At 70.7% G+C, this 22817-nt stretch carries 21 protein-coding genes and 3 pseudogenes; 8 read left to right on the top strand and 16 right to left on the bottom strand.

The annotated features are described in order from the left end of the window. Positions 1 to 59 precede the first annotated feature (59 nt). Positions 60 to 1973: an ATP-binding protein gene (locus O7626_RS01060; RefSeq protein ID WP_278058322.1), complete on the top strand. Its 1914-nt coding sequence runs from the start codon at positions 60 to 62 to the stop codon at positions 1971 to 1973. Here O7626_RS01060 and O7626_RS01055 read toward each other — a convergent pair. From O7626_RS01055 to O7626_RS01030, 7 genes and pseudogenes are all read right to left on the bottom strand, one after another. Then, on the bottom strand, positions 1875 to 2183 hold the full coding sequence (locus tag O7626_RS01055) for a response regulator (protein WP_278058320.1): 309 nt from the start codon (positions 2181 to 2183) through the stop codon (positions 1875 to 1877). The two genes, O7626_RS01060 and O7626_RS01055, sit on opposite strands and share 99 nt — an antisense overlap. 229 nt (positions 2184 to 2412) lie before the next feature. Continuing rightward, positions 2413 to 3018 carry a response regulator transcription factor gene (locus O7626_RS01050; RefSeq protein ID WP_278058319.1) on the bottom strand — a complete coding sequence of 202 codons (606 nt, stop codon included), beginning with the start codon at positions 3016 to 3018 and terminating at the stop codon, positions 2413 to 2415. A 318-nt stretch (positions 3019 to 3336) separates the two neighbouring features. Continuing rightward, complete coding sequence (locus O7626_RS01045) at positions 3337 to 3489, bottom strand: hypothetical protein (protein ID WP_278058317.1); 153 nt, start codon at positions 3487 to 3489, stop codon at positions 3337 to 3339. A gap of 40 nt (positions 3490 to 3529) precedes the next feature. Further along, positions 3530 to 3634, bottom strand: a pseudogene (locus O7626_RS41410) (GAF domain-containing protein); the annotation flags it as partial. 287 nt (positions 3635 to 3921) lie between these two features. Continuing rightward, positions 3922 to 4200, bottom strand: a pseudogene (locus tag O7626_RS01040) (ISAzo13 family transposase); the annotation flags it as partial. A gap of 286 nt (positions 4201 to 4486) precedes the next feature. Further along, the gene (locus O7626_RS01035) at positions 4487 to 5347 is read right to left on the bottom strand and encodes a hypothetical protein (protein WP_278058315.1); all 861 of its coding nucleotides are present in this window, start codon (positions 5345 to 5347) and stop codon (positions 4487 to 4489) included. Positions 5348 to 5447: 100 nt separating this feature from the next. Next, positions 5448 to 7310, bottom strand: a complete 1863-nt coding sequence (locus O7626_RS01030) for a phosphoenolpyruvate carboxykinase (GTP) (RefSeq protein WP_278058313.1) — start codon at positions 7308 to 7310, stop codon at positions 5448 to 5450. Positions 7311 to 7760: 450 nt separating this feature from the next. Between O7626_RS01030 and O7626_RS01025 the strand changes: the two genes are divergently transcribed. From O7626_RS01025 to O7626_RS01015, 3 genes are all read left to right on the top strand, one after another. Continuing rightward, entirely contained in the window at positions 7761 to 8342 is a 582-nt protein-coding gene (locus O7626_RS01025; RefSeq protein WP_347404737.1) for a GtrA family protein, read from the top strand. 61 nt (positions 8343 to 8403) lie between these two features. Continuing rightward, positions 8404 to 9267, top strand: a complete 864-nt coding sequence (locus O7626_RS01020; protein WP_278058310.1) for a GtrA family protein — start codon at positions 8404 to 8406, stop codon at positions 9265 to 9267. Next, a complete protein-coding gene (locus O7626_RS01015; RefSeq protein ID WP_278058308.1) occupies positions 9264 to 9764 on the top strand; it encodes a MaoC/PaaZ C-terminal domain-containing protein in 501 nt (166 codons plus the stop codon). Before O7626_RS01020 ends, O7626_RS01015 begins: the two co-directional genes overlap by 4 nt. Before the next feature lie 115 nt (positions 9765 to 9879). Here O7626_RS01015 and O7626_RS01010 read toward each other — a convergent pair whose 3' ends face one another. Then, the gene (locus O7626_RS01010; RefSeq protein ID WP_278058306.1) at positions 9880 to 10452 is read right to left on the bottom strand and encodes a PH domain-containing protein; all 573 of its coding nucleotides are present in this window, start codon (positions 10450 to 10452) and stop codon (positions 9880 to 9882) included. A 227-nt stretch (positions 10453 to 10679) separates the two neighbouring features. Then, on the bottom strand, positions 10680 to 11753 hold the full coding sequence (locus O7626_RS01005) for a biotin--[acetyl-CoA-carboxylase] ligase (protein WP_278058304.1): 1074 nt from the start codon (positions 11751 to 11753) through the stop codon (positions 10680 to 10682). Between the two features lie 241 nt (positions 11754 to 11994). Here O7626_RS01005 and O7626_RS01000 point away from each other — a divergent pair, with 241 nt between their 5' ends. Then, positions 11995 to 13587 (top strand): acyl-CoA carboxylase subunit beta, encoded by a 1593-nt coding sequence (locus O7626_RS01000; protein ID WP_278058302.1) that lies wholly within the window; start codon positions 11995 to 11997, stop codon positions 13585 to 13587. 202 nt (positions 13588 to 13789) lie between these two features. Here the strand turns inward: O7626_RS01000 and O7626_RS00995 are convergent, their stop codons facing one another. The 5 genes from O7626_RS00995 to O7626_RS00975 form a co-directional block, all read right to left on the bottom strand. Further along, positions 13790 to 14704 carry a hypothetical protein gene (locus O7626_RS00995; RefSeq protein ID WP_278058300.1) on the bottom strand — a complete coding sequence of 305 codons (915 nt, stop codon included), beginning with the start codon at positions 14702 to 14704 and terminating at the stop codon, positions 13790 to 13792. Next, positions 14697 to 15206: a SigE family RNA polymerase sigma factor gene (locus O7626_RS00990; RefSeq protein WP_278058298.1), complete on the bottom strand. Its 510-nt coding sequence runs from the start codon at positions 15204 to 15206 to the stop codon at positions 14697 to 14699. Before O7626_RS00990 ends, O7626_RS00995 begins: the two co-directional genes overlap by 8 nt. Positions 15207 to 15290: 84 nt before the next feature. Then, a complete protein-coding gene (locus O7626_RS00985; RefSeq protein WP_278058297.1) occupies positions 15291 to 16370 on the bottom strand; it encodes a 2-dehydropantoate 2-reductase N-terminal domain-containing protein in 1080 nt (359 codons plus the stop codon). A 120-nt stretch (positions 16371 to 16490) separates the two neighbouring features. Next, on the bottom strand, positions 16491 to 17231 hold the full coding sequence (locus tag O7626_RS00980; RefSeq protein WP_278058295.1) for a M50 family metallopeptidase: 741 nt from the start codon (positions 17229 to 17231) through the stop codon (positions 16491 to 16493). Positions 17232 to 17274: 43 nt separating this feature from the next. Continuing rightward, the gene (locus tag O7626_RS00975) at positions 17275 to 17523 is read right to left on the bottom strand and encodes a winged helix-turn-helix domain-containing protein (RefSeq protein WP_278058293.1); all 249 of its coding nucleotides are present in this window, start codon (positions 17521 to 17523) and stop codon (positions 17275 to 17277) included. Positions 17524 to 17732: 209 nt separating this feature from the next. Here O7626_RS00975 and O7626_RS00970 point away from each other — a divergent pair, with 209 nt between their 5' ends. Further along, positions 17733 to 17939: a hypothetical protein gene (locus O7626_RS00970; RefSeq protein WP_278058291.1), complete on the top strand. Its 207-nt coding sequence runs from the start codon at positions 17733 to 17735 to the stop codon at positions 17937 to 17939. Between the two features lie 91 nt (positions 17940 to 18030). Here O7626_RS00970 and O7626_RS00965 read toward each other — a convergent pair whose 3' ends face one another. Beyond that, positions 18031 to 18291: a hypothetical protein gene (locus O7626_RS00965; RefSeq protein ID WP_278058289.1), complete on the bottom strand. Its 261-nt coding sequence runs from the start codon at positions 18289 to 18291 to the stop codon at positions 18031 to 18033. A 1478-nt stretch (positions 18292 to 19769) separates the two neighbouring features. Next, positions 19770 to 20762: pseudogene (locus tag O7626_RS00960) on the bottom strand (serine/threonine-protein kinase); the annotation flags it as partial. A gap of 92 nt (positions 20763 to 20854) precedes the next feature. On the opposite strand from O7626_RS00960, the gene O7626_RS00955 reads away from it, so the two are divergent. Both O7626_RS00955 and O7626_RS00950 read left to right on the top strand, forming a co-directional pair. After that, positions 20855 to 21082, top strand: a complete 228-nt coding sequence (locus O7626_RS00955; protein ID WP_278058287.1) for an acyl-CoA carboxylase subunit epsilon — start codon at positions 20855 to 20857, stop codon at positions 21080 to 21082. A gap of 89 nt (positions 21083 to 21171) precedes the next feature. Then, entirely contained in the window at positions 21172 to 21636 is a 465-nt protein-coding gene (locus O7626_RS00950; RefSeq protein WP_278058285.1) for a hypothetical protein, read from the top strand. The last annotated feature ends 1181 nt before the right edge of the window (positions 21637 to 22817 follow it).

Below are 22817 nucleotides of genomic sequence, written 5' to 3'. Positions count from 1 at the left end.
CGGCGCTGCCCGCAGGGGCGAGCATCGCGGCCTACTGGGCAGGGCCGGCCGCAGGGGCGGTGGCGGTCGCGGCATTCGCGCTGCCGCTGTTGTACGCCGTGCCGCGCGGCCGGTCCCTGTGGGTGCGCTACCGCAACTGGCTGCTGGCCACGCAGGCGCTCCTGACCTACCTGCCCTTCGCAGCCTTCGGGGACGACTGGGTCATCGGTTTTCCCGGGCTCCTGGGTGGGCTACTGCTGCTGACGGTGGCGGCGCGGGTCTCGTGGCTCCTGTTCGGCGTAGCGCTGGCCGCCGAGGGGATGCTGCGCGTCGCCCTTGTCGGCCTCCCCTACCTTCCGGGGATACCGGAGAACCTGCTGATCTTCGTCGTCCCGGTCTACACCGGCGTGGCGCTGTTTGGGCTGGTCCGGATGGCTGGCCTGGTCAACGAACTGCACACGGCCCGGACCGAGCTGGCGGCGCTGACCGTCGCCCGGGAGCGGCTGCGTGCGGCCGAGCGCCTGCGCGCGGCCATCGGTGACCGGCTGGACACCGCGACGGTGCGCGCCCGGGCCGCCCTGGCGGCGCTGGCCCGCGCGCCGGACGAGGCCCGCGCCCAACTCACCGAGGCGGCCGGCAGCGCGCGGCAGGCTCTTGATCAGGTCCGGCTGATGGTGGCAGACGACCGGCGCGAGCCAAGGCAGGAGACGGGTACGGGGCATGAGAGCGGAGCGGAGCCCACCCTGGCGCCCCGGCTGGCGCGGCTGGTACTCGCACTGGTGCTGGTCACGTTGTCCGCCCAGCTCATCGTGGACGCCGTCGCCGGCCGCGCCAGCGCGCGGGTCGCGGCGGCCTCGGTGGCGGCCATCGTCGCGCTCGCGGCGCTTCAGCTATACCACTCCACGGCGTGGCGGGAGCGCGCCCGCCCGCGCGGCTGGGCCTGGACGCTGGCCGCACAGTTTTTCCTGACCGCGCTGGGATTCTTTCCGGTCCTGCACTCGGCCATCCACGGCCTGGGCGGGTTCGTCGCGGGCTCGGCGCTGCTGCTGCTGCCCCGCTACTGGCGATGGATGACCTTCGCGGGCATCCAGGCGGCGATCGCGGCGCACGTGGTCGTCCTACCGGGCATGGATGCCGCCGACTTCGCCTACACGCTGCTGGTGACGGTGACCACCGGCCTGATCGTATACGGGCTGTCGCGTCTGACGGGCATGGCGGTGGAGCTCGACGAGGCGCGCCGGGAACTCGCGCACATGGCCGGCGTGCGGGAGCGGCTGCGGGTCGCCCAGGACACCCACGACCTGCTCGGACTGGGCCTGTCGGCGGTGGCGCTCAAGAGCGACCTGGCCGGGCGGCTGGTCGGCCGCGACGACGCCAGGGCGCGCGAGGAGCTGCACGCGCTGGTGCGCCTGGCCGTGCAGGCACGCGCAGACGTCCTGGCTGTCACCGCCGACGAGCGCCGCCTCTCCCTCCGCGCCGAGCTGGACTCCGCCGCTGAGGTGCTCGCCTCCGCCGGTGTGGACGCCGTGGTCCGCGCTGGTCCGTCGGACGCGCAGCTGTCTACGGAGGTCGACGCGGTCCTCGCCACCGTGCTTCGGGAGGCGGTGACCAACGTCCTCCGTCACGCCAGGGCAACGTGGTGTGAGATCGAGCTGACGGTCGACGAGGGTACCGCCCGCCTTCAGGTGACCAACGATGGCAGCCCTGACAGCGCCAGCGACGAACCCCAGAACCACCCGTTGCAACAGGTAGGTGAACGAAATTCACAGCGACGGCCCGGCGGGCGCGGGCTGGCCAGCCTGTCCGCCCGCGCCGTCGCCGTCGGCGGCCGCCTGGCCGTGCATGCCGCGGACGGCCGCTTCGAACTGACCGTGCGGTTGCCGTTGCCGTCGGCGTCAGCAGGGCTGTTCGGCGAACACCCGATCGCCGCGGGCGACCCTCCGCACAGCGTCGATGACGTCGTCGGCGGGAACGCCCTTGACCAGGAACCCTGACACTCCGGCGGCCAGTGCCCGGCCGCAGCTATCGGGGGTGGCCAGGCCGGTCAAGATCAGGACGCGGCAGGCCGGCAGCTGTTCGCAAAGCTCCGCGGCGGCGGTGAGCCCGTCGGTGCCTGACAGGTCGATGTCCAGCAATGCCACGTCCGGATGACTTTCCAATGCCTCCGGCACGAGGCGGTCGCCGGAGGCCAGCTTGGCGACCACCTCCAGGTCGCCCTCCCAATTTCAGAAGGGCGACCAGCGTGTCGCGGAGGATCTCGACATCCTCGGCGATCAGTACTCGGGTAGGCATCGGCACAGTCTCGAGCTGGGCGAATTGCCGCGTGCCAGCGCCGCCGGCACCAGGCCACCGTGTGGTTATCGCAGGCGCGGGCATGCATTCTGCACATCGCCATCCAGCGCACTGCCGCCTGTCCCGCGGCTTCCGGGTTGCCTACAGCCAGCCGGCCTCGGCTGCGATGTGAGCGGCGTCCACCCGATTGCGCGCGCCCAGCTTGGTCACGGCCGACGCCAGGTAGTTGCGCACCGTGCCATAGGACAGGTGCATTTCCGCAGCGACGTCGGCGGCCGACGCGCCGGCCGCATGCCGCTTGAGGATCTCGGCCTCCCGCGGTGACAGCGGGTTGTCGGGCATCTCCAGGGCTGCCAGCGCCAACTGCGGATCGACCACCCGTTCCCCGACGGCCACCCGCCGGACCGCGTTGATCAACTGTTGGGCTGGGGCGTCCTTGATCATGAACCCGTTTACGCGGGCGGCCACGGCGCGGCGCAGGTTACCAGGCTTACCCAGCCCGGTCAGGATCAGTATGCGGCACTCCGGCAGCCGCTGGCGCAGCTCGGCCGCGGCAGTGAGCCCGTCAACACCCGGCAGGTCAATGTCCAGGACCGCGACGTCCGGGCGGTGCTGGAGCGCGGCGGGAACGATCTCGTTGCCGGAGGCGGCCGCTGCGACCACATCGAAGTCGTCCTCCAGCCGCAGCACCGCGACCAGCGTTTCCCGCAGGATGCGCACGTCCTCCGCGATCAGAATCCGGATCATCTGTTCCTCCCGACCGGCATTCGGACCTACTCGCGGTCAAAATGCCGTCCAGCCCCTTATCCCCAGCGGCATTATACGAAGAGCCGGCCGACCCTGGAAGCCTAGTATCGGGGCGAGCCCGGCAATGCAGCCGTACGGCAGTTGCTCATCCGCGCATTCGTCCAGTCGGTCCGGCCTGCCCGAGCCGAGGCTGATCCGCCCCCCAGCGTTCGGTTGGGCGTTAGTCCTGGGCGCCCCCGGCGGGGTGAGCATTACGGTATGTCGATGCCGGCGGCCGGCGTCGAAGCGGGCTGGTATGTCGGGAGTCCGCAGGGCGCCTCAGCCCGTGACGCTGATCTCCGACCGCTCGATCCGTTGCACCAGGCGAGCGGCCATCGACTTGACAATCTTCAGTTCCTCGCGGCCCCACGGTTGCGGATCCGGGTCCACCACGCAGATCGTTCCCGGCGCCGTACCGGTGCGGTCGATCAATCAACGGTGCTCCGAGGTAGGTATGGATTCCGATCTCGTCGACTACGGGTTTTCCGGCGAACCGCAGGAAATCACGGACATCTTCGAGAACCAACGCCCGGCGCCGTACGATCACGTGCGGGCAGTAACCGTGGTCACGAGCCATCTCCCGGCCGGGCTGGGGCAATACCGTGGCCGAGGTTGGCAGTTCCACGGTGGTGTCGGCCACGGCACTGTAAGCCCCGCGAAGTAATGCCGGTTCGCGTCGATAAGGTTGACCAATGCATAGCTTCGCCGACGAGCGTCGCCAGTTCGCGCGCGAAGTCGTCGAACTCCGGAACGGGCCGGTCCCCGATTCCCAACTCCCGGAGCTGGAGCACTCGGGATGGTGCTTCGGCCTCGTCCGGGAAGGAGCAGGTGTCGCATGGCGATCCCTTCCTCCGCCCCGGCGGCGGCCAGGTTACGCAGCGATTTTGTCGTCCACGGCAACGGAGAGCACGGGTCGCCCCGCTCGTCCAGCCCGAGCAACGCCGGCACCAAACCTGGATCACGCTCCTCAGCGCGGCTGAGGCCGCCGCCGACCCGACGGACGCGCCCAACCGGCATCGGTTCGGCGCCGACCTCCAGCTCGGACACGCCCCGACGGACCGTGGTCTCGCTGACGCCAGCGACCTGGGCCACCACCCGGATCCCGCTGTGACCGAGCAGCCGGGCCTCGACCCCGAGCAGCAAGCGACCAGCAGGAGAATGGCCGGCCGAGGAAACGGGGGTCGCACCGGGCGATGACGCAGATCCAGGGTCCTTCGCCGTCCTGGTGATCCGCTGCAACCGCTGACCCTCGGGCATCGACACCTGCCGGACGAACACCTCCGGCCGTCTACTCACCAGCCACCACCTCCCACAGCTCGACGCGTCAGGAGACAGCCTGCCCGAAAGGTACCGGGAACCGACGGATTACACGATCAACCTTCAGGAAGAGGCGCTATACCGCCGGCACTCGAAAATAACCGATCCTGACTCAGCCCGCCGCTGTTGCCGGAGCCACGGAATTGGCCCGGCGCAGCGCGTACAGGGTCAGCCCGGCGGCCACCAGCAGCGGTACGCCGTCCCGGACCAGCCCGTCCACCCCGAGCAGCAGCCAGCAGAACGCCAGGTCCACCGCGACCACCGCCACGCTGACCAGCACCAGCAGGATGCCCGCCCACGCCTTGCCGCGGAGCAGGAAGAAGGTGCAGAACAGCACCGCGTGGCTGACTCCGATGCCGATGCCGAACCACAGCACCACGGTAGGCACCGCGAGCAGTTGGCCGTCGAGGATCGTGCCGATTGCCACCAGGCAGGGCACCAGGGTCAGCGGCCCGTACGTGAACGCCGCCACCCGGGCGGTGAGCAGCCAGCCCGCGACCGGCGGCCGGCGCGGGGCGACCTCCCGCCAGGAGATGCCCTGACGATCGATCACCAGCCGGTTCGGGTGCCGGACCAGAAAGTCCCGCAACGCCGTCGACCGGTAGAGCAGCCCGACGACGGCGACGCAGAGTACGGCCAGTACGGCGAAGCCGAGCGCCCCGGGCAGTGCCGGTACGCCGTCCCGGGGCACGATCAGCCGGCCGACCGCGAAGACCGTGGTCACCGCAAGGATCAGCCCGAACGGGCGGGCACCGGCCCGGCCCCGCCGGACGTGCCGGATCAGGATCAGGAAGCCGAGGGTGCGCAGCAGCGCCCAGCCGCTGCGTACCGCCAGGCCGAAGCCGCGCTCGTCGGCGTACCACCAGTTGAGCGCGTCGACCACGACGGTGGCCGCGGCGGTCGCGGCGAGCAACCAGGTCAGCACGCGGACGGCGGACGGCCGCCGGACCTCGGTCGCGGCGGCCGTCGTCATGCCGTCGATGATGCCCGGTACGGACCACCCGCACACCCGCCCGGTAAGGAAGGGCCCCCGATTATCGTTTTCTGTTGTAGAAGGGGCCCTTCCTTACACCTCAGCGGGGCTGGTCGGCGCCGACCCGGACGGCCTCGTCGTCGAGGCGGGCCCGGAGCGCGTCCAGTTCCGCCCAGAGCACGCCGGGGAGCTTGTCGCCGAACTTCTCGAACCACTCGGTGATCATCGGCAGTTCGTCGCGCCACTCCTGAACGTCGACCCGGGTGGCGATCCGCAGATCCTCCGGGCTCATGTCCAGGCCGTCGACGTCGAGGGCGTCCGGCGCCGGTACGAAGCCGACCGGGGTCTCGACCGCGTCGCCCCGGCCCTCCATGCGCTCGACGATCCACTTGAGCACCCGGGAGTTCTCCCCGAAGCCGGGCCAGATGAAGTCGCCGTCGGCGTTCTTGCGGAACCAGTTGACGTAGTAGATCTTCGGCAGCTTCGACTCGTCGCCGTCGGTGCCCTTGCCCATCTCGATCCAGTGCCGGAAGTAGTCCCCGCCGTGGTAGCCGATGAACGGCAGCATCGCCATCGGGTCCCGGCGCACCACGCCGACCTCGCCGGAGGCGGCGGCGGTGGTCTCCGAGGAGAGGGTCGCTCCCATGTAGACGCCGTGCACCCAGTCCCGGGCCTCGGTGACCAGCGGGATGGTGTCCTTGCGCCGCCCGCCGAACAGGATCGCGTCGATCGGTACGCCGTTCGGGTCGTTGAACTCGTCGGCCACGATCGGGCACTGCAACAGCGGGGTGCAGAACCGGCTGTTGGCGTGCGAGGAGAGTTCGCCGCTCTCCGGCGTCCAGTCCCGGCCCTTCCAGTCGATGAGGTGGGCCGGCGGCTCGCTCATCCCCTCCCACCAGATGTCGCCGTCGTCGGTCAGCCCCACGTTCGTGAAGATGGAGTTGCCGAGGTCGATGGTGCGCATCGCGTTCGCGTTGGTCTTCCAGCCGGTGCCGGGCGCGACACCGAAGAGGCCGTACTCCGGGTTGACCGCGTAGAGCCGGCCGTCGGGACCGAACTTCATCCAGGCGATGTCGTCGCCGATCGTCTCGACCTTCCAGCCGGGGATCGTCGGCTCCAGCATGGCGAGGTTGGTCTTGCCGCAGGCCGACGGGAAGGCGCCGGCGATGTACTTCACCGTCCCCTCCGGTGAGGTCAGCTTCATGATGAGCATGTGCTCGGCGAGCCAGCCCTCGTCCCGGGCCATCACGCTGGCGATCCGCAGCGAGTAGCACTTCTTGCCGAGCAGCGAGTTGCCGCCGTAGCCGGAGCCGTAGGACCAGATCTCCCGGGTCTCCGGGAAATGCGAGATGTACTTGGTGTCGTTGCACGGCCACGGCACGTCCGGCTGGCCGGGCTCCAGTGGCGCGCCGACCGAGTGCAGCGCGTGCACGAAGTCCGCGTCCTCGCCCATCCCGGCCAGCACCGCCGTGCCCATCCGGGTCATGATGCGCATGGAGGCGACGACGTACGGGCTGTCGGTTATCTCGACGCCGAACATCGGCTGTTCCGCCTCGAGCGGGCCCATGCAGAACGGAATGACGTACATGGTGCGACCGCGCATCGAACCCCGGTAGAGGTCGGTCATGACGCGCTTCATCTCGGCCGGGGCCATCCAGTTGTTGGTGGGCCCGGCATCGGCCTCGTCGACCGAGCAGATGAAGGTACGGTCCTCGGCCCGCGCCACATCCCCGGGATCGGTACGCCCCCAGAACGAGTTCGGCTTGCGCGCCGGATCGAGGCGTACGAGCGTGCCGGCGTCGACCAGTTCGTCGGTGAGGCGCCGCCATTCCTCCTCCGAGCCGTCCGCCCAGACGACCTGGTCAGGGCTGGTCAGTTCGGCTACCTCTTTGACCCAGGCGAGTAGTTTCGGATGCCTTGTCGGAGCTTGATCGAGACCCCGGATAGTAGCCGGAGCGGCCATGACAGTTCTCCTTTGGTCGACGCTGACCGTTTACGGAGCGTGCGGGTGCCGCAGAGGCGGCGACCGCGTCGCCGAGTGAAAGCCTGGGATTTCCGTCAGCGTAAACCGAGCCGGCGCCCGGGGCAGCGAGACTGGTTGTGAAGAACTGCACAAGATGCGGGCGGGCTGCCGCAAGACGATTCTTTCCCCGCTCCCACGCGCAGTTTCACGCAAATCCTTCCACGCAACCGCATTGCGTCACTGCGTCCTCACAGCATTCATTGACGCCAGGTGACCCGTATGTCACAGCGGGCACTCCACCACGCACCGGCCCCGCCGGCCGGCACCCGGCGGACGGACCGGGCGGAGCGCGGCGGACGGACCGGGCGGAGCGCGCGGGACGGGCCGGGCGGAGCGCGGCGTCCACGCCGGATCGCCGGCCCCGCGGCCGCGAGTCGCCGGTAGCGGCCCGTGGGGTCGGGCGGCAACCGGTACGCTCAAGCCGTGTCCTCGACCGCCACCGGCGAACAGCCCTCAGCGCCGGGCACCCGTCGCGGCTTGATTCGCACCCTTCTGGACCGTTTCGGGCACCTGATCCATGAGCTGGGCAAGTTCGGCACGGTCGGCGGGGTGGCTTTCGTGGTCGACCTGGTGCTGTTCAACTTCGCCAACGCGAGCCTCGGCTGGGAGACCCTCACCGCGAAGACGTTCTCCACGGTCATCGCCGCCACCGTCGCCTTCGTCGGCAACCGGTTCTGGACCTGGCGCCACCGGGAACGCTCCGGGATGGCCCGGGAGTACTCGCTCTACTTCTTCTTCAACGCGGTCGGCCTCGGCATCGGGCTCGCCTGCCTGGCCATCAGCCACTACGGGCTCGGCAGCATCTGGCCGGGCGTGTTCAAGTCGCTGTTGGCCGACAACATCGCGGCCAACTTCGTCGGCGCCGCCATGGGCACCTTCTTCCGGTTCTGGTCGTACCGCCGGTTCGTCTTCGTCGGCCCGGCCGCCGCCGACGCGCCCGAAGTGATCACCCAGAGTCACAAGAGGCAGTGACCGGCGACCCACCCCGTCCGGCCGGCGCACCCTGCGGCCGCATCTGCCCTAAGGTGGTCGAATGCGTTTCGTCCGTCTGTTGCCCGAGCGGTGGGAGAAGTTCCTGCGTGAGGTGCTGAAATTCGGCGCCGTCGGAGGTTTGAACTTCGTCATCAACTACGCGGTGTTCAACGCGCTGGCGCTCACCGTGTTCGCCGACGGGCAACTGAAGGCGAACGTCATCGCCACGGTCGTCGCCACCATCTCGTCCTATCTGATGAATCGGCACTGGACCTACCGGGACCGGCCGAAGTCGGCGATGCGCCGCGAATACGCGCTCTTCTTCCTCTTCAACGGAGCCGGGCTGGTCATCGAGTTGGGCGTACTGGCGCTGGCGAAGTACGGGTTCGGGATCACCGGCCTGCTGGCGCTGAACGTCGCCAAGACGGTCGGTGTCGGGCTGGCCACCGTCTTCCGGTTCTGGTCCTACCGCACCTTCGTCTTCCGGAAGTCGCCGGGCGCGGCGTTCGGGCCGAGCGGAACGCCGGGTCCGGCGTCCGGAGGGCCGTCCGGGAGCGGTGCGGTGCACAGGACGAGCGGGTCCGGGTCGGCGGAGGAACCGGACGGCGAGGTCCTGGCCGAACTCGATCCGGTCGCCGAACTCGCCGAGGCGGTCAGCGAGCTGTCCGGAGGTGACACCCTCGACCCCCGGGCCGCGACTCAGGACACCCGGGCCGTGGCGCCGGACGGCCGGGCCGCGAGCCCGGACAACCGGGGTGCGGGCGACGGCGCCGGAAGCCGGGTCGCCGGTGCGCCGGCCGGCGGCTCCGCCGCGCCGCTCGAGGTCCAGTTCGCCGAGACCCTCGACGCCGCGCTGGAGACCGAACTCGCCGCCGAACTGAACGCCGCTCCGGGGCGTTCGTCAGCCCGCGAAGCGGCGCGGTGAGCCGCTCGGGCACCGGCGCGCCCGCCGAACTGTTCTTCGAGGACCTGACGCCCGGCCGGTCCTTCGACCTCGGCGTCACCGTCGTGGACGGGCGGGAGATGGTCGACTTCGCCAGGCGCTTCGACCCGCAGTGGTACCACGTGGACGAGGAGCTCGCCCGGCGCAGCCATCACGGCGGGCTGATCGCCAGCGGCTTCTTCACGGTCAGTCTCTTCATGCGCGCCTACGTCGACCACGTGCTGGCGCGGGCGGCCGGGGACGCCTCGCCAGGGCTGGAGGAGCTGCGCTGGCTCGCCCCGGTACGCGCCGGTGACCGGCTGGCGACCCGGCTGACCGTACTCGGCAGCAAGCCCTCGGTCGCGCGGCCCGGCTTCGGCACCGTCACGCTGACCGCCAGCATGGACCGGCTGGACGCCCAGGGCCGGCCGGAACGCGAGGTGCTGCGTACCCGCTTCCGGGGCTGGTTCCTCATGCGGGAGCCGGCGCCACCGGACTGATCCGGTGCCGGGCTGGCGGGTCCGGGCTCCGGAAAGGGCCCCTGGCCGGCCGACCACGAGCGGGTGGCGGCAGGGGCCCATCGGTGTGCTACTTCGGCTGCTCGCGCAGTGGGTGCTATTTCGGCTGCTCGCGCAGCGGCTTGCCCTCGGTCACGTCCGCCATGATCTCCCGCATCTCGTCGTCACCGAGCGAGTGCTTGTCGTGGTTGGCCTCGACGATCTCGTAGAGCATGGTCTGCACCCGCTCCACGCCCGGGATGTCCGCCAGCACCGACTGGCCCCGCTCGCCGGCCGACTCGATGGTCAGCGTGCCGCAGCCGAGCAGGCGTTCGAGGAACTTCTGGTTCATCGAGTGGTCGTTGATCCGACCGAGCGGGATGTCCCGACGGTCGCGGGAGAAGACGCCCTTCTGCAGCAGCACCCGCTCGTTCGTGAACAGGTAGTGCGTGGTGCGCCAGACCAGGTACGGCCAGACGCTCAGCCAGACCGCGAGTACCAGCGCGACCGCTGCGATCACGTAGCCGAGCACGGTGCCCGCACCGCCCGCAGGCAGCAGCACGAAGCCGGCGACCACGGCGGCGACGGCCAGTACCAGCACCACGACCGGGCGGATCAATGCCTTCCAGTGCGGGTGTAGGTGCGCTACGACATGCTCGTCCGATGTGAGCACGTCCTCCGGGAAAGCCACCCCATCCTCCTCGTCCAGATCCGTTTGTCCGCGGTGACCGTAGCGGTTCCCCGCCACCACGGCGGTATCCGGTACCGACTCTTCACCGAGTTTCCCGGGCGGCGGGACGACGACGGGCCGGCGGGACGACGACAGATCGGCGGGACGACGAAAGGCCAGACGGGCGACCGGCCGGACCGGGCGGCACCGGGACGGGCTCGGGACGACCGGTCGGGGTCGGGTCGGGTTCAGCGCAGGTGCAGGACGTCACCGGCCGCGATGCGGCGTTCGCCGTCGGCCGTGGTGGTGCTGAGCAGCAGTTGCCCGTCCGCGTCGATCGTGCGGGCGGTGCCGACCAGTTCGTCTCCGGCCGGCAGCAGCACCCGCACGTCGCGACCGAGGGTGGCACAGTTGCGCACGTACGCCTCGTGCAGGCCGCAGGCGAGCGCGTCGCCACCGGCGGTCCGCCAGCGGTCGTACCAGCGGTCGATTCCGCGCAACAGCGCCCGCAGCAGCGGGTCGCGGTCGGTGGCCGCCGCTCCGGCCAGTTGCAGGGAGGTGGCCGGCAGACCGGTCGGGTTGGCCGGCAGCTCGTCGGCCCGCAGGGTCACGTTCACACCCAGGCCGAGCACCACCGCCGACGCGGCCTCACCGGGTTCGGCCACCCCTTCGGCCAGGATCCCGGCGGCCTTCGCCTCTCCACCCGTCCGGCCGCGCCCCGCCCCGCCCGGCGGAGGGTCGGCGGGAGATCCACCCGGCTCGTCGGCCGGGCCGGACCCAGGTCGTCCGGCGGGACGAGCGCCGCCCGGGTCGGAGCCGGGTCCTACCGGAAGACGGGCGCTGCCCAGGTCGGAGCCGGGTCCTGCCGGAGAACGGGCGGTGCGGGGGTCGGACCAGACCAGGAGGTCGTTCGGCCACTTCAGGGCGGAGTCCAGCTCGGCCAGCAGGTCGACCGCCTCCACCAGCGCCACGCCGGCCAGCAGCGGCAGCCAGCCGTACCGGGACGGTGGTACTGCCGGCCAGTTCCGGTCCGGCTGGGCCGTCCCGGGCCGGAGCAGCACGCTGACCGCGAGCCCGGCCCTGGCCGGCGACTCCCAGGTACGCCCGCGCCGGCCCCGCCCGGCCGTCTGCCGCTCGGCGACCACGACCAGCCCCTCCGGCTCCCCGGCCCGGGCCGCCTCGGCGGCGTCGGCGTTCGTCGACCCGGTCTCGTCGTGCAGCACCAGCCGGGTCCAGAGACTCTCCGGCGTGATCAGGGCCCGCTGGAGCCGCCGCGCATCGAGTGGCGGACGGTCCAGGTCGGTGTACGGCGATCCCGGCATCAGGCCAGCGTACGGGCCCGGCCACCGGAAGCCGGACCGGCCGGCGGTACGGCTGGTGCGGTACGCAGACGGTACGGCTGGTGCGGTACGCAGACGGTACGGCTGGTGCGGTACGCAGACGGGACAGCTGGTGCGGTTCGCAGGCGGGCAGGGAATACGGCGCGTCGACGCGACGGTGTTGTGGCACACGCCGCGCCACCGGGTGGTGGCCCGGGGACCTGCCGTCGTTACGATCGCGGACGTGACTGGGCAGCCGAGCAGCACCGACATCGACCCGCACAGCACCGCCGGCCGGCTGGCGGACCTGGACCGACGGGTGGACGAGGCGGTGCACGCCGGCTCGGCCCGGGCGGTGGAGAAGCAGCACGCCCGGGGCAAGAAGACCGCCCGGGAACGGATCGAGCTGCTGCTCGACCCGGGTTCCTTCGTCGAGCTGGACGGGTTGGCCCGGCACCGCTCGACCAACTTCGGGCTGGACCGGACCCGCCCGTACGGGGACGGCGTGGTGACCGGGTACGGCACCGTCGACGGCCGGCAGGTCTGTGTCTTCGCCCAGGACTTCACGGTCTTCGGCGGCTCTCTCGGCGAGGTCTTCGGCGAGAAGATCGTCAAGGTGATGGACCTGGCCATGAAGATCGGCTGCCCGGTGGTCGGCATCAACGACTCCGGCGGCGCCCGGATCCAGGAGGGCGTGGTCAGCCTCGGCCTCTACGGCGAGATCTTCTTCCGCAACGTCCGCGCCTCCGGGGTGATCCCGCAGATCTCGCTGGTGATGGGACCCTGCGCGGGCGGTGCGGTCTACTCCCCGGCGGTCACCGACTTCACCGTGATGGTGGACCAGACCTCGCACATGTTCATCACCGGGCCGGATGTGATCAAGACGGTGACCGGTGAGGACGTCGCGATGGAGGAACTGGGCGGGGCGCGTACCCACAACACCCGCAGCGGCAACGCGCACTACCTGGCCGCCGACGAGGACGACGCGATCGACTACGTCAGGGCGCTGCTGTCGTACCTGCCGAGCAACAACCTGGACGAGGCGCCGGTCTTCGACGCGCCGGCCGAGCTGGTGGTCACCGACGCCGACCGGGAGCTGGACACCCTGATCCCGGACTCGGCGAACCAGCCGTACGACATCCGCCAGGTCGTCGAGCACGTCCTCGACGACGGCGAGTTCCTGGAGGTGCAGCCGCTCTACGCGCAGAACATCGTGGTCGGCTTCGGCCGGGTCGAGGGGCGCCCGGTCGGGGTGGTGGCGAACCAGCCGATGCACTTCGCCGGCTGCCTGGACATCGCGGCCTCGGAGAAGGCGGCCCGGTTCGTCCGCACCTGCGACGCGTTCAACATCCCGGTACTCACCTTCGTGGACGTACCCGGCTTCCTGCCCGGCACCGGCCAGGAGTGGGACGGCATCATCCGGCGCGGCGCCAAGCTGATCTACGCGTACGCCGAGGCGACCGTCCCGAAGGTCACCGTGATCATCCGGAAGGCGTACGGCGGGGCGTACGACGTGATGGGCTCCAAGCACCTCGGCGCGGACCTCAACTTCGCCTGGCCGACCGCGCAGATCGCGGTGATGGGGGCGCAGGGCGCGGTGAACATCCTCTACCGCGGCGAGCTGACCGCCGCCGAGGACCCGGCCGCCGTCCGGGCCGAGAAGATCCGGGAGTACGAGGACACCCTCGCCAACCCCTACGTGGCGGCCGAGCGCGGCTATGTCGACTCGGTGATCCGGCCGGCGGAGACCAGGAGCCAGCTCGTCCGGGCACTCCGGATCCTCCGCACGAAGCGGGAGACGCTGCCGGCCAAGAAACACGGCAACATCCCCCTCTGATCTCCGATCCCAGCACTGTCCTCGCCAGCACTGTCCTCGCCAGCACTGTCCTCGCCAGCGCGGTCCCCCACAGCGCAAGCCTCAACAGTGCGAGCCCCGCCAGCGCAAGCCTCAACAGTGCGAGCCCCGCCAGCGCAAGCCTCAACAGTGCGAGCCCCGCCAGCGCGGGCCCTCGCCAGCGCCAGCCTCAACAGCGCCAGTCTCAGCAGCGCGGGTTGGCGGCCGTGCAGAGCCGGGCGGCGGCGGCCCGGACCAGCGCCCGACCCCGCTCCGGATCCGCCGACTCGTCGGCCCGGTCCACCCTGGCGACCAGGTCGGCGACCCGGACCACCCCGACCAGCCGGCTGGCCGGACCGTCCACCACCGTCGAGTCGTCCTGCCGGCGGATCGTGGTCTGCCAGTCCAGCAGCACCGACTCGTCCCCGGCGAAGCCCTCGGCCAGCATCCGCCAGCGGTGCACAGCGGCCACGGCCAGCCGCTCGCCGTCGATCTCGATCGCGCCCGCCGAGACGTACTCGGCGCACAGGTCGGGGACGGCCCGAGCGTCCGCGAAGACCTGCCGGGCCGCGTCGGGACCGAGCCGGAAAACCTCCTCGTGTACGACCGCAGCCCCGCTGAGCGGGTCACCGGGTACGGCCGGTGGCTGCTGCACGGTGTGCCGACGCGTCATCCGGGCCAGCCCGGTGTAACGGGTGCGGGTGGCGTACCCGGAGCAGCCGAGTGGGACGGTCGGATCGATCACCTGCACCGCCTCGTCCGGTCGTACCTCCACCCGGTCGACCACCAGTCCCGGCCCGACCTCCTCCGGTTGCAGCAGCGCCGACAGCGGGATCTCGACCCGGTCCGGCGGCGACGTCGCCGGTGCCGGAAAGTTGGCCGGCTGCGGTGCCGCGACCGGCGACGGCGGCGGGCCGTACCGCCCGACGGTCACGACCGAGCCGACCGCGACCACGGCGACCACGGCGACGGTCCCGACCACCGCCCGGATCCGGTTGCGGCGCCGGCCCCGGGCCCGGATCTCCTCGGGCGCGAGCCAGCGCACCGTTGCGGTCTCCCGGCCGACCTGGTCGGCCAGGCCCGCCCCGGCCCCGGCCCCGCTGGGTAGCTGCTCAGGCATCGGTGGCCCCCTCCAGATCAGTGACCGTCAACAACCCGGCCAGCGCGGCCCGGCCCCGGGCGAGCCTTGCCTTCACGGTGCCGACGGGTGCACCGGTCTCCCGGGCCACCTCGGCGACCGGCATGCCGAGCAGGTAGTACAGGGCGATGGCGGTACGTTGCTCCTCCGGCAGGCGGCGCAGCGCGGCCACCACCTCCACGGTCTCGGTACCCGGTGCCGGGGTGTCGGCCAGCACCCCGTGTCGCAGGTACGCCCGGGCCCGGCTGCGCAGGCTGCGCCAGCGGCTGATCGCCACCCGTACCGCCACCACCCGCACCCAGGCTTCCGGATCGGTGTACCCACGCACCGTCGACCAGCGCTGCCACGCCCGGATGTACGCCTCCTGCACCGCGTCCTGGGCCTCGGACAGGTCACCGGTCAACAGATAGACGTACCCGAGCAGCCGTTGCCGGCTCCCCCGGTAGAACTCGTCGAAGTCGTCCACCTCGTCGACGTCGGGCACCTGCACCTCCCCTGGCGGACATAGCAATCACGCCTGGGCACCGGGGTGCGGTTGCCGCCGTCCCCACTCGAATAGTCGGGCCGCTCACGGAGGTGACTGCCGGTCGGCCAGCTCCGCGATCGGGAACTCACCGGCCGGGATGCGTTCGCGTACCGTCCGGCGCATCGCCCGCTGCACCGCCGCGTTGGCCGGGGTCGGCACCCCGTGCAGCCGGCCGAGCAGCACGATCTCGCCGTTGAGGTAGTCCGTCTCCACCGAGCCGGCGTTCCGGGCCAGGCTCTGCCAGGTCGAACTGCCCTGCCGGGGCTGCCCGGCGACCGGTGCCGACTCCACCCGGTCGCCCCGTTCGGCGGCCTCTTCCGGCCGCGAGGTGTATCCGATGCCGGCCGCCTCCAGCACCGCCTCGCCCTCGGCGACCACCGCCGAGAGCAGTTCGGCCACCCGGCCCACCCGGTCCTTTCCGGATTCCGTCCTCCGACGGTCGGATGCCCCACCGTCGGATGCCCCAGCATCAACGCTGCCGAAGAGCGCCTGTACGCCGTTGCCGAGGTTGCGCAGCAGCTTCCCGTACTTCCAGCGCATCACGTCGTCGCGTACCGGGGCGAGCAGCCGGGCCGCCGTCAGGTCGGCGCTGACCTCGTGCGCGAGATCGTCGGATCCGTGCGGAAAGGCGCCGAGGTGCAGCATTCCCGAGTACGGGTGCCCGCTGGCCACCACCCGGCCCGGTTCGAGGTGCGTCGCAGGCATCCACACGCAGACCGGGTAGACACGTTCGAAGATCCGGGCGGCGGCGCGTTCGTTCGCCACCCCGTTCTGCGCGGTGAGCAGCGGCAGCCGCTCGGCCGCCGTACCGCCGCCCCGGACGGGCAGGTCCGCCCAGCCGTGCAGCGCCGCCTCGGTGTCCTGGGACTTCACCGTCAACACCAGCACGGTGTCCGGAGTCAGCAGCAGGTCGGCAATGCCGGAGTCGGCTGACGCGGGATCACCGACGGCGGGGAGCCGGCCGAGGTAGCCGCCGTCCGGAGTGTCCAGAGCCAGCCCGTGCGCCCGGATCGCGGCCAGGTGTGCACCCCGGGCCACCAGGGTCACGTCCCGGCCGGCCTCGCCCAGCCGAACGCCGATGGTCCCGCCGACCGCACCGGCACCGATGATCACGTAACGCATCCGTCCCCGCTTTCCTCGGCCGCCTGCTTTGCTCGGCCGTCTGCTTCCCTCTCGGCCGCCCGTCGCCGTCGTCGCCTGGTTCCCGTTTCCCGTCGGCCAGAACGGCAGGTTTCCCGTCGGTCAGAGCGGCAGGTCGGCGGAGTTCAGTATCGGGCCGGTGAGCAGGGCGGCTCCGGCCAGCAGGGCGATCAGGTTGACCGCGCCGAAGACCCCGACCCAGACCAACCCGGGGATCCGGGTCAGCCAGGCGAGCTGGTCCGCGTCCGACTGCGGCAGTTGCCCCCGCCGGCGCTGGGTCTGGAGTTCGCCGACCGGCCGTACGCCGCCGAGCAGCAGGAACCACACCCCGGTGTACGCGAACGCGGCCTGCACCTGCGGCGATGCCATCATGGAGACCCCGAGTACGACCCCGGTGGTGACCACGATCGAGATGATGCCGAAGACGTTGCGGATCATCACGAGCATGGCGAGCAGCAGGGCGACCGCGACCCAGAGCAGCAGGGTGATCCGGTTCCCGCCGAGTACCCAGGCAGCGGCCAGCCCGATCAGCGAGGGCGCCAGATAACCGGCCAGCAGGGTGAAGATCATTCCGGGGCCGGTCGGCCGGCCGGCCGACAGGGTCAGCCCGGAGGTGTCCGAGTGCAGCCGGATGCCCTGGAGACGGCGTCCGGTGAGTACGGCCGCGAGCGCGTGTCCGCCCTCGTGCGCGATGGTGATGGCGTTGCGCCCGACCCGCCAGGGCACCCGGGTGAGCACCACGGCCAGCGCGACCAGCCCGGTGACCAGGACCAGTAGCGGGGGTGGGTCCGGCTGTGCCCCGAAGAGCCTGTCCCAGAGATCTGTCACGCCGTCCACTGACATCCGAGCGAGCCTAGCTCACGTCCCCGCAGCCCAGCGGGGGCCTTCACTCTTCGTTCTCGACGACGAAGACGCCCAGCCCGGGGTGACCCTTCACTAGGCCCTTCGCCTTGAGCCAGTTCACCGCCCCACGCACGACGGTGATCGAGACGCCGTACTGCGCACGCAGCTCCGCCGTGCTCGGCAGTTGGTCTCCCGGTCCGAGCTGTCCCGACTCGATCTGCTCGGTGATGTCGTTAATGATCTTCTGTGTCTTCGAGGTGGGCACGCTGCACTCCCTGGTCCGCAGCGCCATTTGATCACGCCGGACCGGGGACCACAAGCATCATGATGCATATGGTCTTGCCTTGCTCTACCTTATGCATTAAGTTCACAGAGGCCGATTTCTCCTGGTCCGCAGCCTGGTGGGTCGGTCTTCCGCGCGGCGGCTCGTCTCCCGTTGACACTCGTGTCCCTCGACAGCCGGCGAGCCGCCGCGTGTCCCGCGACCGCCGGAGGTCAGCAATGGAACGCGACCGATCCATGGCAATCGTCGAACGACACCGAACCGCACCGCTGTGGCGACTGCTCGGGATGTGGCGGTGTGTCGCCTGCCGGCGCCGCTGGCCCTGCCCCCGCTACCGGGACGCCCGCAGCAGCCTGCTCGCGCAGAATCGACACGACATCGCCGAGGTGGCCCGGCGGTTGAACACCCGCTGGCCCAGCTCCTGAGACGAGTTAGCGGCAGCGGGACCTGTCATCACCTTCCGGTCGATAACTGATCCGGCTGCCGCTATCGTCGTCACCTCGGATCGGGCCGATGCTAACGGAGCTGGCCGACAGAGCCAGCCCGCGCCCGAGCCGTCGCCGGTACGGCCACCTGGGCCGGCACCGCAGTCCGGTTCAGTACGCCTCGCCGCAGCAGAACCCAGGCGCCGACCGTGGCGACGGCCACGGTGACAACACTGGCGAGCGCGATCAGCACGACCACGCCGGCACTCGCCACCAGCAGGGCGAGATCACCGATCGCGACCAGCATCCACAGGGCGACGCTGGGCTTCTTCGCATGATGTCGGGAACGCATCAGTACCTCCTTCCGACGGGATCATCACTACCCCGACGAAGGTGAGGTCATGCCTGTCAACTCTTCGCGGGCCGGAATCCGTCCGCAATGATCTTGAACGTGGCGAGTTCCCGGTCCCAGTCGGCCGCCTCGGTGTCCCAGCGGATCGCGTACGCCTTCTTGCTGCTCGTGACGAAGCCCCGGTTGCGGACGTGCATCCGCACCCCGTCCTCGTCGTGCAGCCACTCCCAGTCGGCGGCCTTCAGCCAGTAGTCGACGGCCTCGATCGTCACCAGGTCGTAGTTCCGGTAGTTGCCCCGACGGGCCCGCTCCTGTTCCCGCCAGTCCGCGACGGGATCGGGCCGGGGACTGTTCGTCTGGTCGATCATCAGGAAGCGGCGGCTGTCCGGGTCGTTGAACTTCACCCGCGGCCCTTCCCGGCTGACCGTCCACCCGTTCGGCACAGGGACGGAGAACCCGGTCGGGTCCCGATGGATCTTCCAGCCGGACGGCAGCTGCGGGGTGGACTGCCCGGTCGGCGTCGCCGGCGGCTGCGCCGGCTGGGCGGTGGTCGCCTCCGGTGTCGGTTCCGGCGGCGCGCTGGTGGCGTCCGCGGACGGCGTACCCGCGGGTTGGCTCGTCGGCGCGGAGCCGGAAGCCGGCCCCTTCCGCTCCTCGTCCGACCCGCCGTCGCGGACCAGTGGCACGATCACGACGAGCGCGAGCAGTAGCAGCGCGACCAGCCCGCCGAGCAGCCACACCCGGCCGTTGCCGGCCGCCACGGCGGCCAGCGGACCACGCCGGTCACCTCGGTCGTCGTCGTACCCGTCGACCCGCCCGACCGGGACCGCCGCCCGGCCCGCCGGTTGCGCGGTCGCCGACTGATCCGCTGGGCCGGTCTCTGCCCTCGGCTGGACAGCGGTCGGCGCCGGATCCGCCCGCACCCCGTCCGCTTCTTCGGCGTTGTCGACCTTTCCGGCCTCGTCGGCCTTGCCAGTTCCGCCAAGCGTTCCCGCCTGTTCGGCCCTGCCGGCCACGTCGGCCTTGCCGGCCACGTCGGCGCTGCCAGCCATGTCGGCGCTGCCAGCCACGTCAGCCTTGTCCGCCTGTTTGGCGTCGATGGCCCCGGCTGCCGCGTCTTCCGACTCGCCCGGTACGACGACGACCGTCGGCTCGGCGGGCGGCCGGACGCTGTCTGACTTGGCGAACTTCTCCGGCACCTCGGCCTCGGCCGCCTTCGCTTCGGCCGTCGTCGCCTCGGGTCCCGTTGCCTCGGATCCCTTCGCCTCGTCCGCCGCCGCCGACTCACCCTCGGCCGACTGCGCACCCTCGGCCGACTGCGCAGGCTCGGCCGCAGGCATGGGCAGCTTCGTCGTCTCGCCGGCCGGCAGCTTCGTGGTCTCACCAGCCGCGGCCCCACCAGCGACGGCCGCCCCGGTCGACGGCGCCGGCAGCTTGGTGGTCTCGGCCGGCGGTGGGCCGGCCGGCAACCTGGTCGTCTCGGCGGCCGGCGGCACCGCCGGGGCGGCGGGCGGCGGGGGCGGCGCCGCGGCCGGAGCCGGTCTGGGCGCCGGCAACGGCACGATCCGGGTACGCGGTTCGCCTGGTCCACGCGGGCCGTGCGGCCCTGGCCGGCGTACCCCGTCCAGCAGTGAGATTCCTGGGCTACGGCGCCGGCCTGCCGCGCGCCGGAGCAACCGCTCGGCAACCTCGGCGTTGATCCTGTTCGTCGGGTCCTTCTGCAACAGGCCGGAGAGCACCGCCTTGAGCGGGCCGGCCCGACGCGACACCGGTGGCGGTTCGGTGGCCAGAGCCGCCAGCGTCGCGATCGCGGACGGCCGGGCGAACGGTGACTGCCCCTCGACAGCGGCGTAGAGCGTCGCGCCCAGCGACCACAGGTCGCCTTCCGGCCCGGCGGTTCCGTCCCGGGCCCGCTCCGGCGCGATGTACGCGGGCGACCCCAGCACCAATCCGGTACGGGTAACGTTCGGGTCCCCCGGCACGGTGGCCAGCCCGAAGTCGGTCAGTACCACCCGACCCTCGTCGCCGAGCAGCACGTTGCCGGGCTTCACGTCCCGGTGCATCACCCCGGCCCGGTGCGCGGACTTCAACGCGCCGAGCACGCCGAGACCGATCTCGGCGGCCCGGGTCGATGACACCGGCCCGTCACTGGCAAGTACGTCCTGCAACGACCGCGACGGGACGTACTCCATCACGATCCACGGATCACCGTCGGTGCGGAGTACGTCGAAGACCCGGACCACGTTCGCGTGGTTGAGCCGGGCGATCGCCCGTGCCTCCCGGAGCGAGCGCTCGCGCATCTCCCGGCGCTCGTCCTCGGTCAGCCCCGGCGGCGGGACGAGTTCCTTGATCGCGACGTCCCGGTGCAGCACCTCGTCGCGCGCCTTCCAGACCCGACCCATCCCGCCCTGGCCGAGCGGCTCGACAAGTCGGTACCGGTCAGCGATGAGTTGCGGAGGCGCACTAGACACCCGTGGACGGTACCCAACGGCAACAAGAGTCACACCCGCGGCACGCCTATCTGAGATGCTCACCAATCGGTCAAGGACGTACCCTCGACGCCATGGCTGACGAAGAACCGCTGCTCCGGGTGGTCCGAGGCACCCCCACTCCGGAGGAGTTGGCCGCCCTGGTCGGGGCGATCTTCCTCCGTCCCCGACCGACCACATCGGCCCGACCCAGCGCCGTGTCGACCTGGGCCCGGCTGGGTCGCCCCGGTAACGTGTCCGCGTCCGGCATGCCGGCCCGGAACAGCCGTGACGCCTGGCGGATCTCCGGTCTTCCACACTGACCCTGCTCCGGCCGCCCGACGGGGCTGCCCGCACGGCCCCGCACCCACTAACCTGGTACGGGGCAGTACGTAGCACCTGGGGAGAAGACGTGATACCAGAGGAAGACCTTGGCCCTGCGTGGCTGCGCGACTACGGCGGCGCCATTGAGGCTGACATCCAGCGGATGGAAGAGTTCGCCCAGCAACTCCTGACCGAGGTTCAGAAGAACTACGTCCCACACATGGAAGAGGTCCAGGCAGACATCCTGCCCAACATGCCCGATCCGCACGGCGGCTTCGCCGAGTTGGTGTCCTTCTTCGATGCGCACCGGAACGTGCAACAGGACACCTCCAACCTGGTCTGGGACGTAGGCAACGGCACCGGAGGCTTGGCCGTTGCCGCCGAGAAGGTCAGTAAGAACTACGGCCAGGCCGACGCGTTCTCGCGCGCCCGGGTCAGCGATGTCGAGAACGCACTTGATGAGACCGGTGCAGCGGCACCGCCGCCGCCCGGGGCGCAGCCCGCGAGCACGCCGCCGGGCAGCACGGAGAACACGGGGAGCCCCAATGCTTGATGACGGAGGCGGGCGGAGCGGCCAGATCTCCGGTACGACCAACTGGACCTCGCACAACGTCGACCAGATCTGGGAGCTGCTGGCCAACCAGCAGACGGACACGCACTGGCAGCACGTCAGCGGCTGGCGCAAGACCTCTGAACTCAGCTCGCTCCACCTGGCGCGGATGAAGCTGTACCGGGACAACCTGATGGAGGCGTGGCCGCCGGAGAAGAGCGAGGCTTCGAGGGCGTACATCGCGCGTCTCGACTACCTCATCCAGACGGTGCAGGGCGTCTACGACACCGCCGCTGCCAACCAGCAGACTCTCAGCGGGGTGACCCAGGCTATCTGGGAGTCCCGCAGGAACCTTGAGGACCTTCACCGGCAGTACGTCGCGAAGGAACAGGCCAAGCAGCAGTACGACGCGGCTCTGCTTGCGAACAACGGCCGGCCGCCTGCTGGCCAGCAGCCAACGACCCAGTCCGACCTGGAAGACCTCAACTGGCGCGCTCGCCACATCATGTACGGCCTGAGCAGCGAACTCGCCACCGCCCAGGTACAGCTCCGCAAGCCTCCTGTTTACAATAGTCGCCAACGGGTTGGAGAGGAACCGCCGGACGGCGGCGGGAGCAGCGTCATGGGCGGTTCGGCGCCACCGGTCCTGCCGCCGGTCGTGCCAATGCCGGCGGGCGGCGGCGCCAGCTATACACCCCCGCCAACTCCGACGCCAGCTATCCATACCGTCGTTCCAACTACAACTGGGCCTTCTGCCGGTCCGATCCTCGGTGGCACCGGGCCGATAGCACCCCCCGCCGTGCCACCGACACCGCCGAGTGTTATCCCACCGGCGCCACCACCCACCACTGGCCCGCCTACGCCTCCGCTCCCCCCGGGATTGCCCCCTAGTGCTAGGCCGCCTGGGGGCAAGCCACCTGCTTTGCCATCTGGCTATCCCGCGCCGTCTTCGATGCCGCCAAGCACTGGACTGAGCAAGTCAGGGTTTAACCCTAACTCGGGAACGGCTCCCCGAGCTATGCCACCAGGGGGAATGATCGGCGGTAAGCCAGGGGCAGGCCTGACGCAGCCGGCTTCAGGACCTGTAGGAACTCGGCGAATCAACCCCATTGGCGGCGTGATAGGTGGCGGGAGCGGAGCGCCATCGCCGACCGGTGCAGGTCGAGGATCTACTTTTGGAGCAA

It is taken from the genome of Micromonospora sp. WMMD1102 (assembly GCF_029626265.1).
Lineage (GTDB): Bacteria > Actinomycetota > Actinomycetes > Mycobacteriales > Micromonosporaceae > Plantactinospora.
Note: the sequence above shows the minus strand (reverse complement) of the source record. Positions and strands in the feature narration are given on the sequence as shown.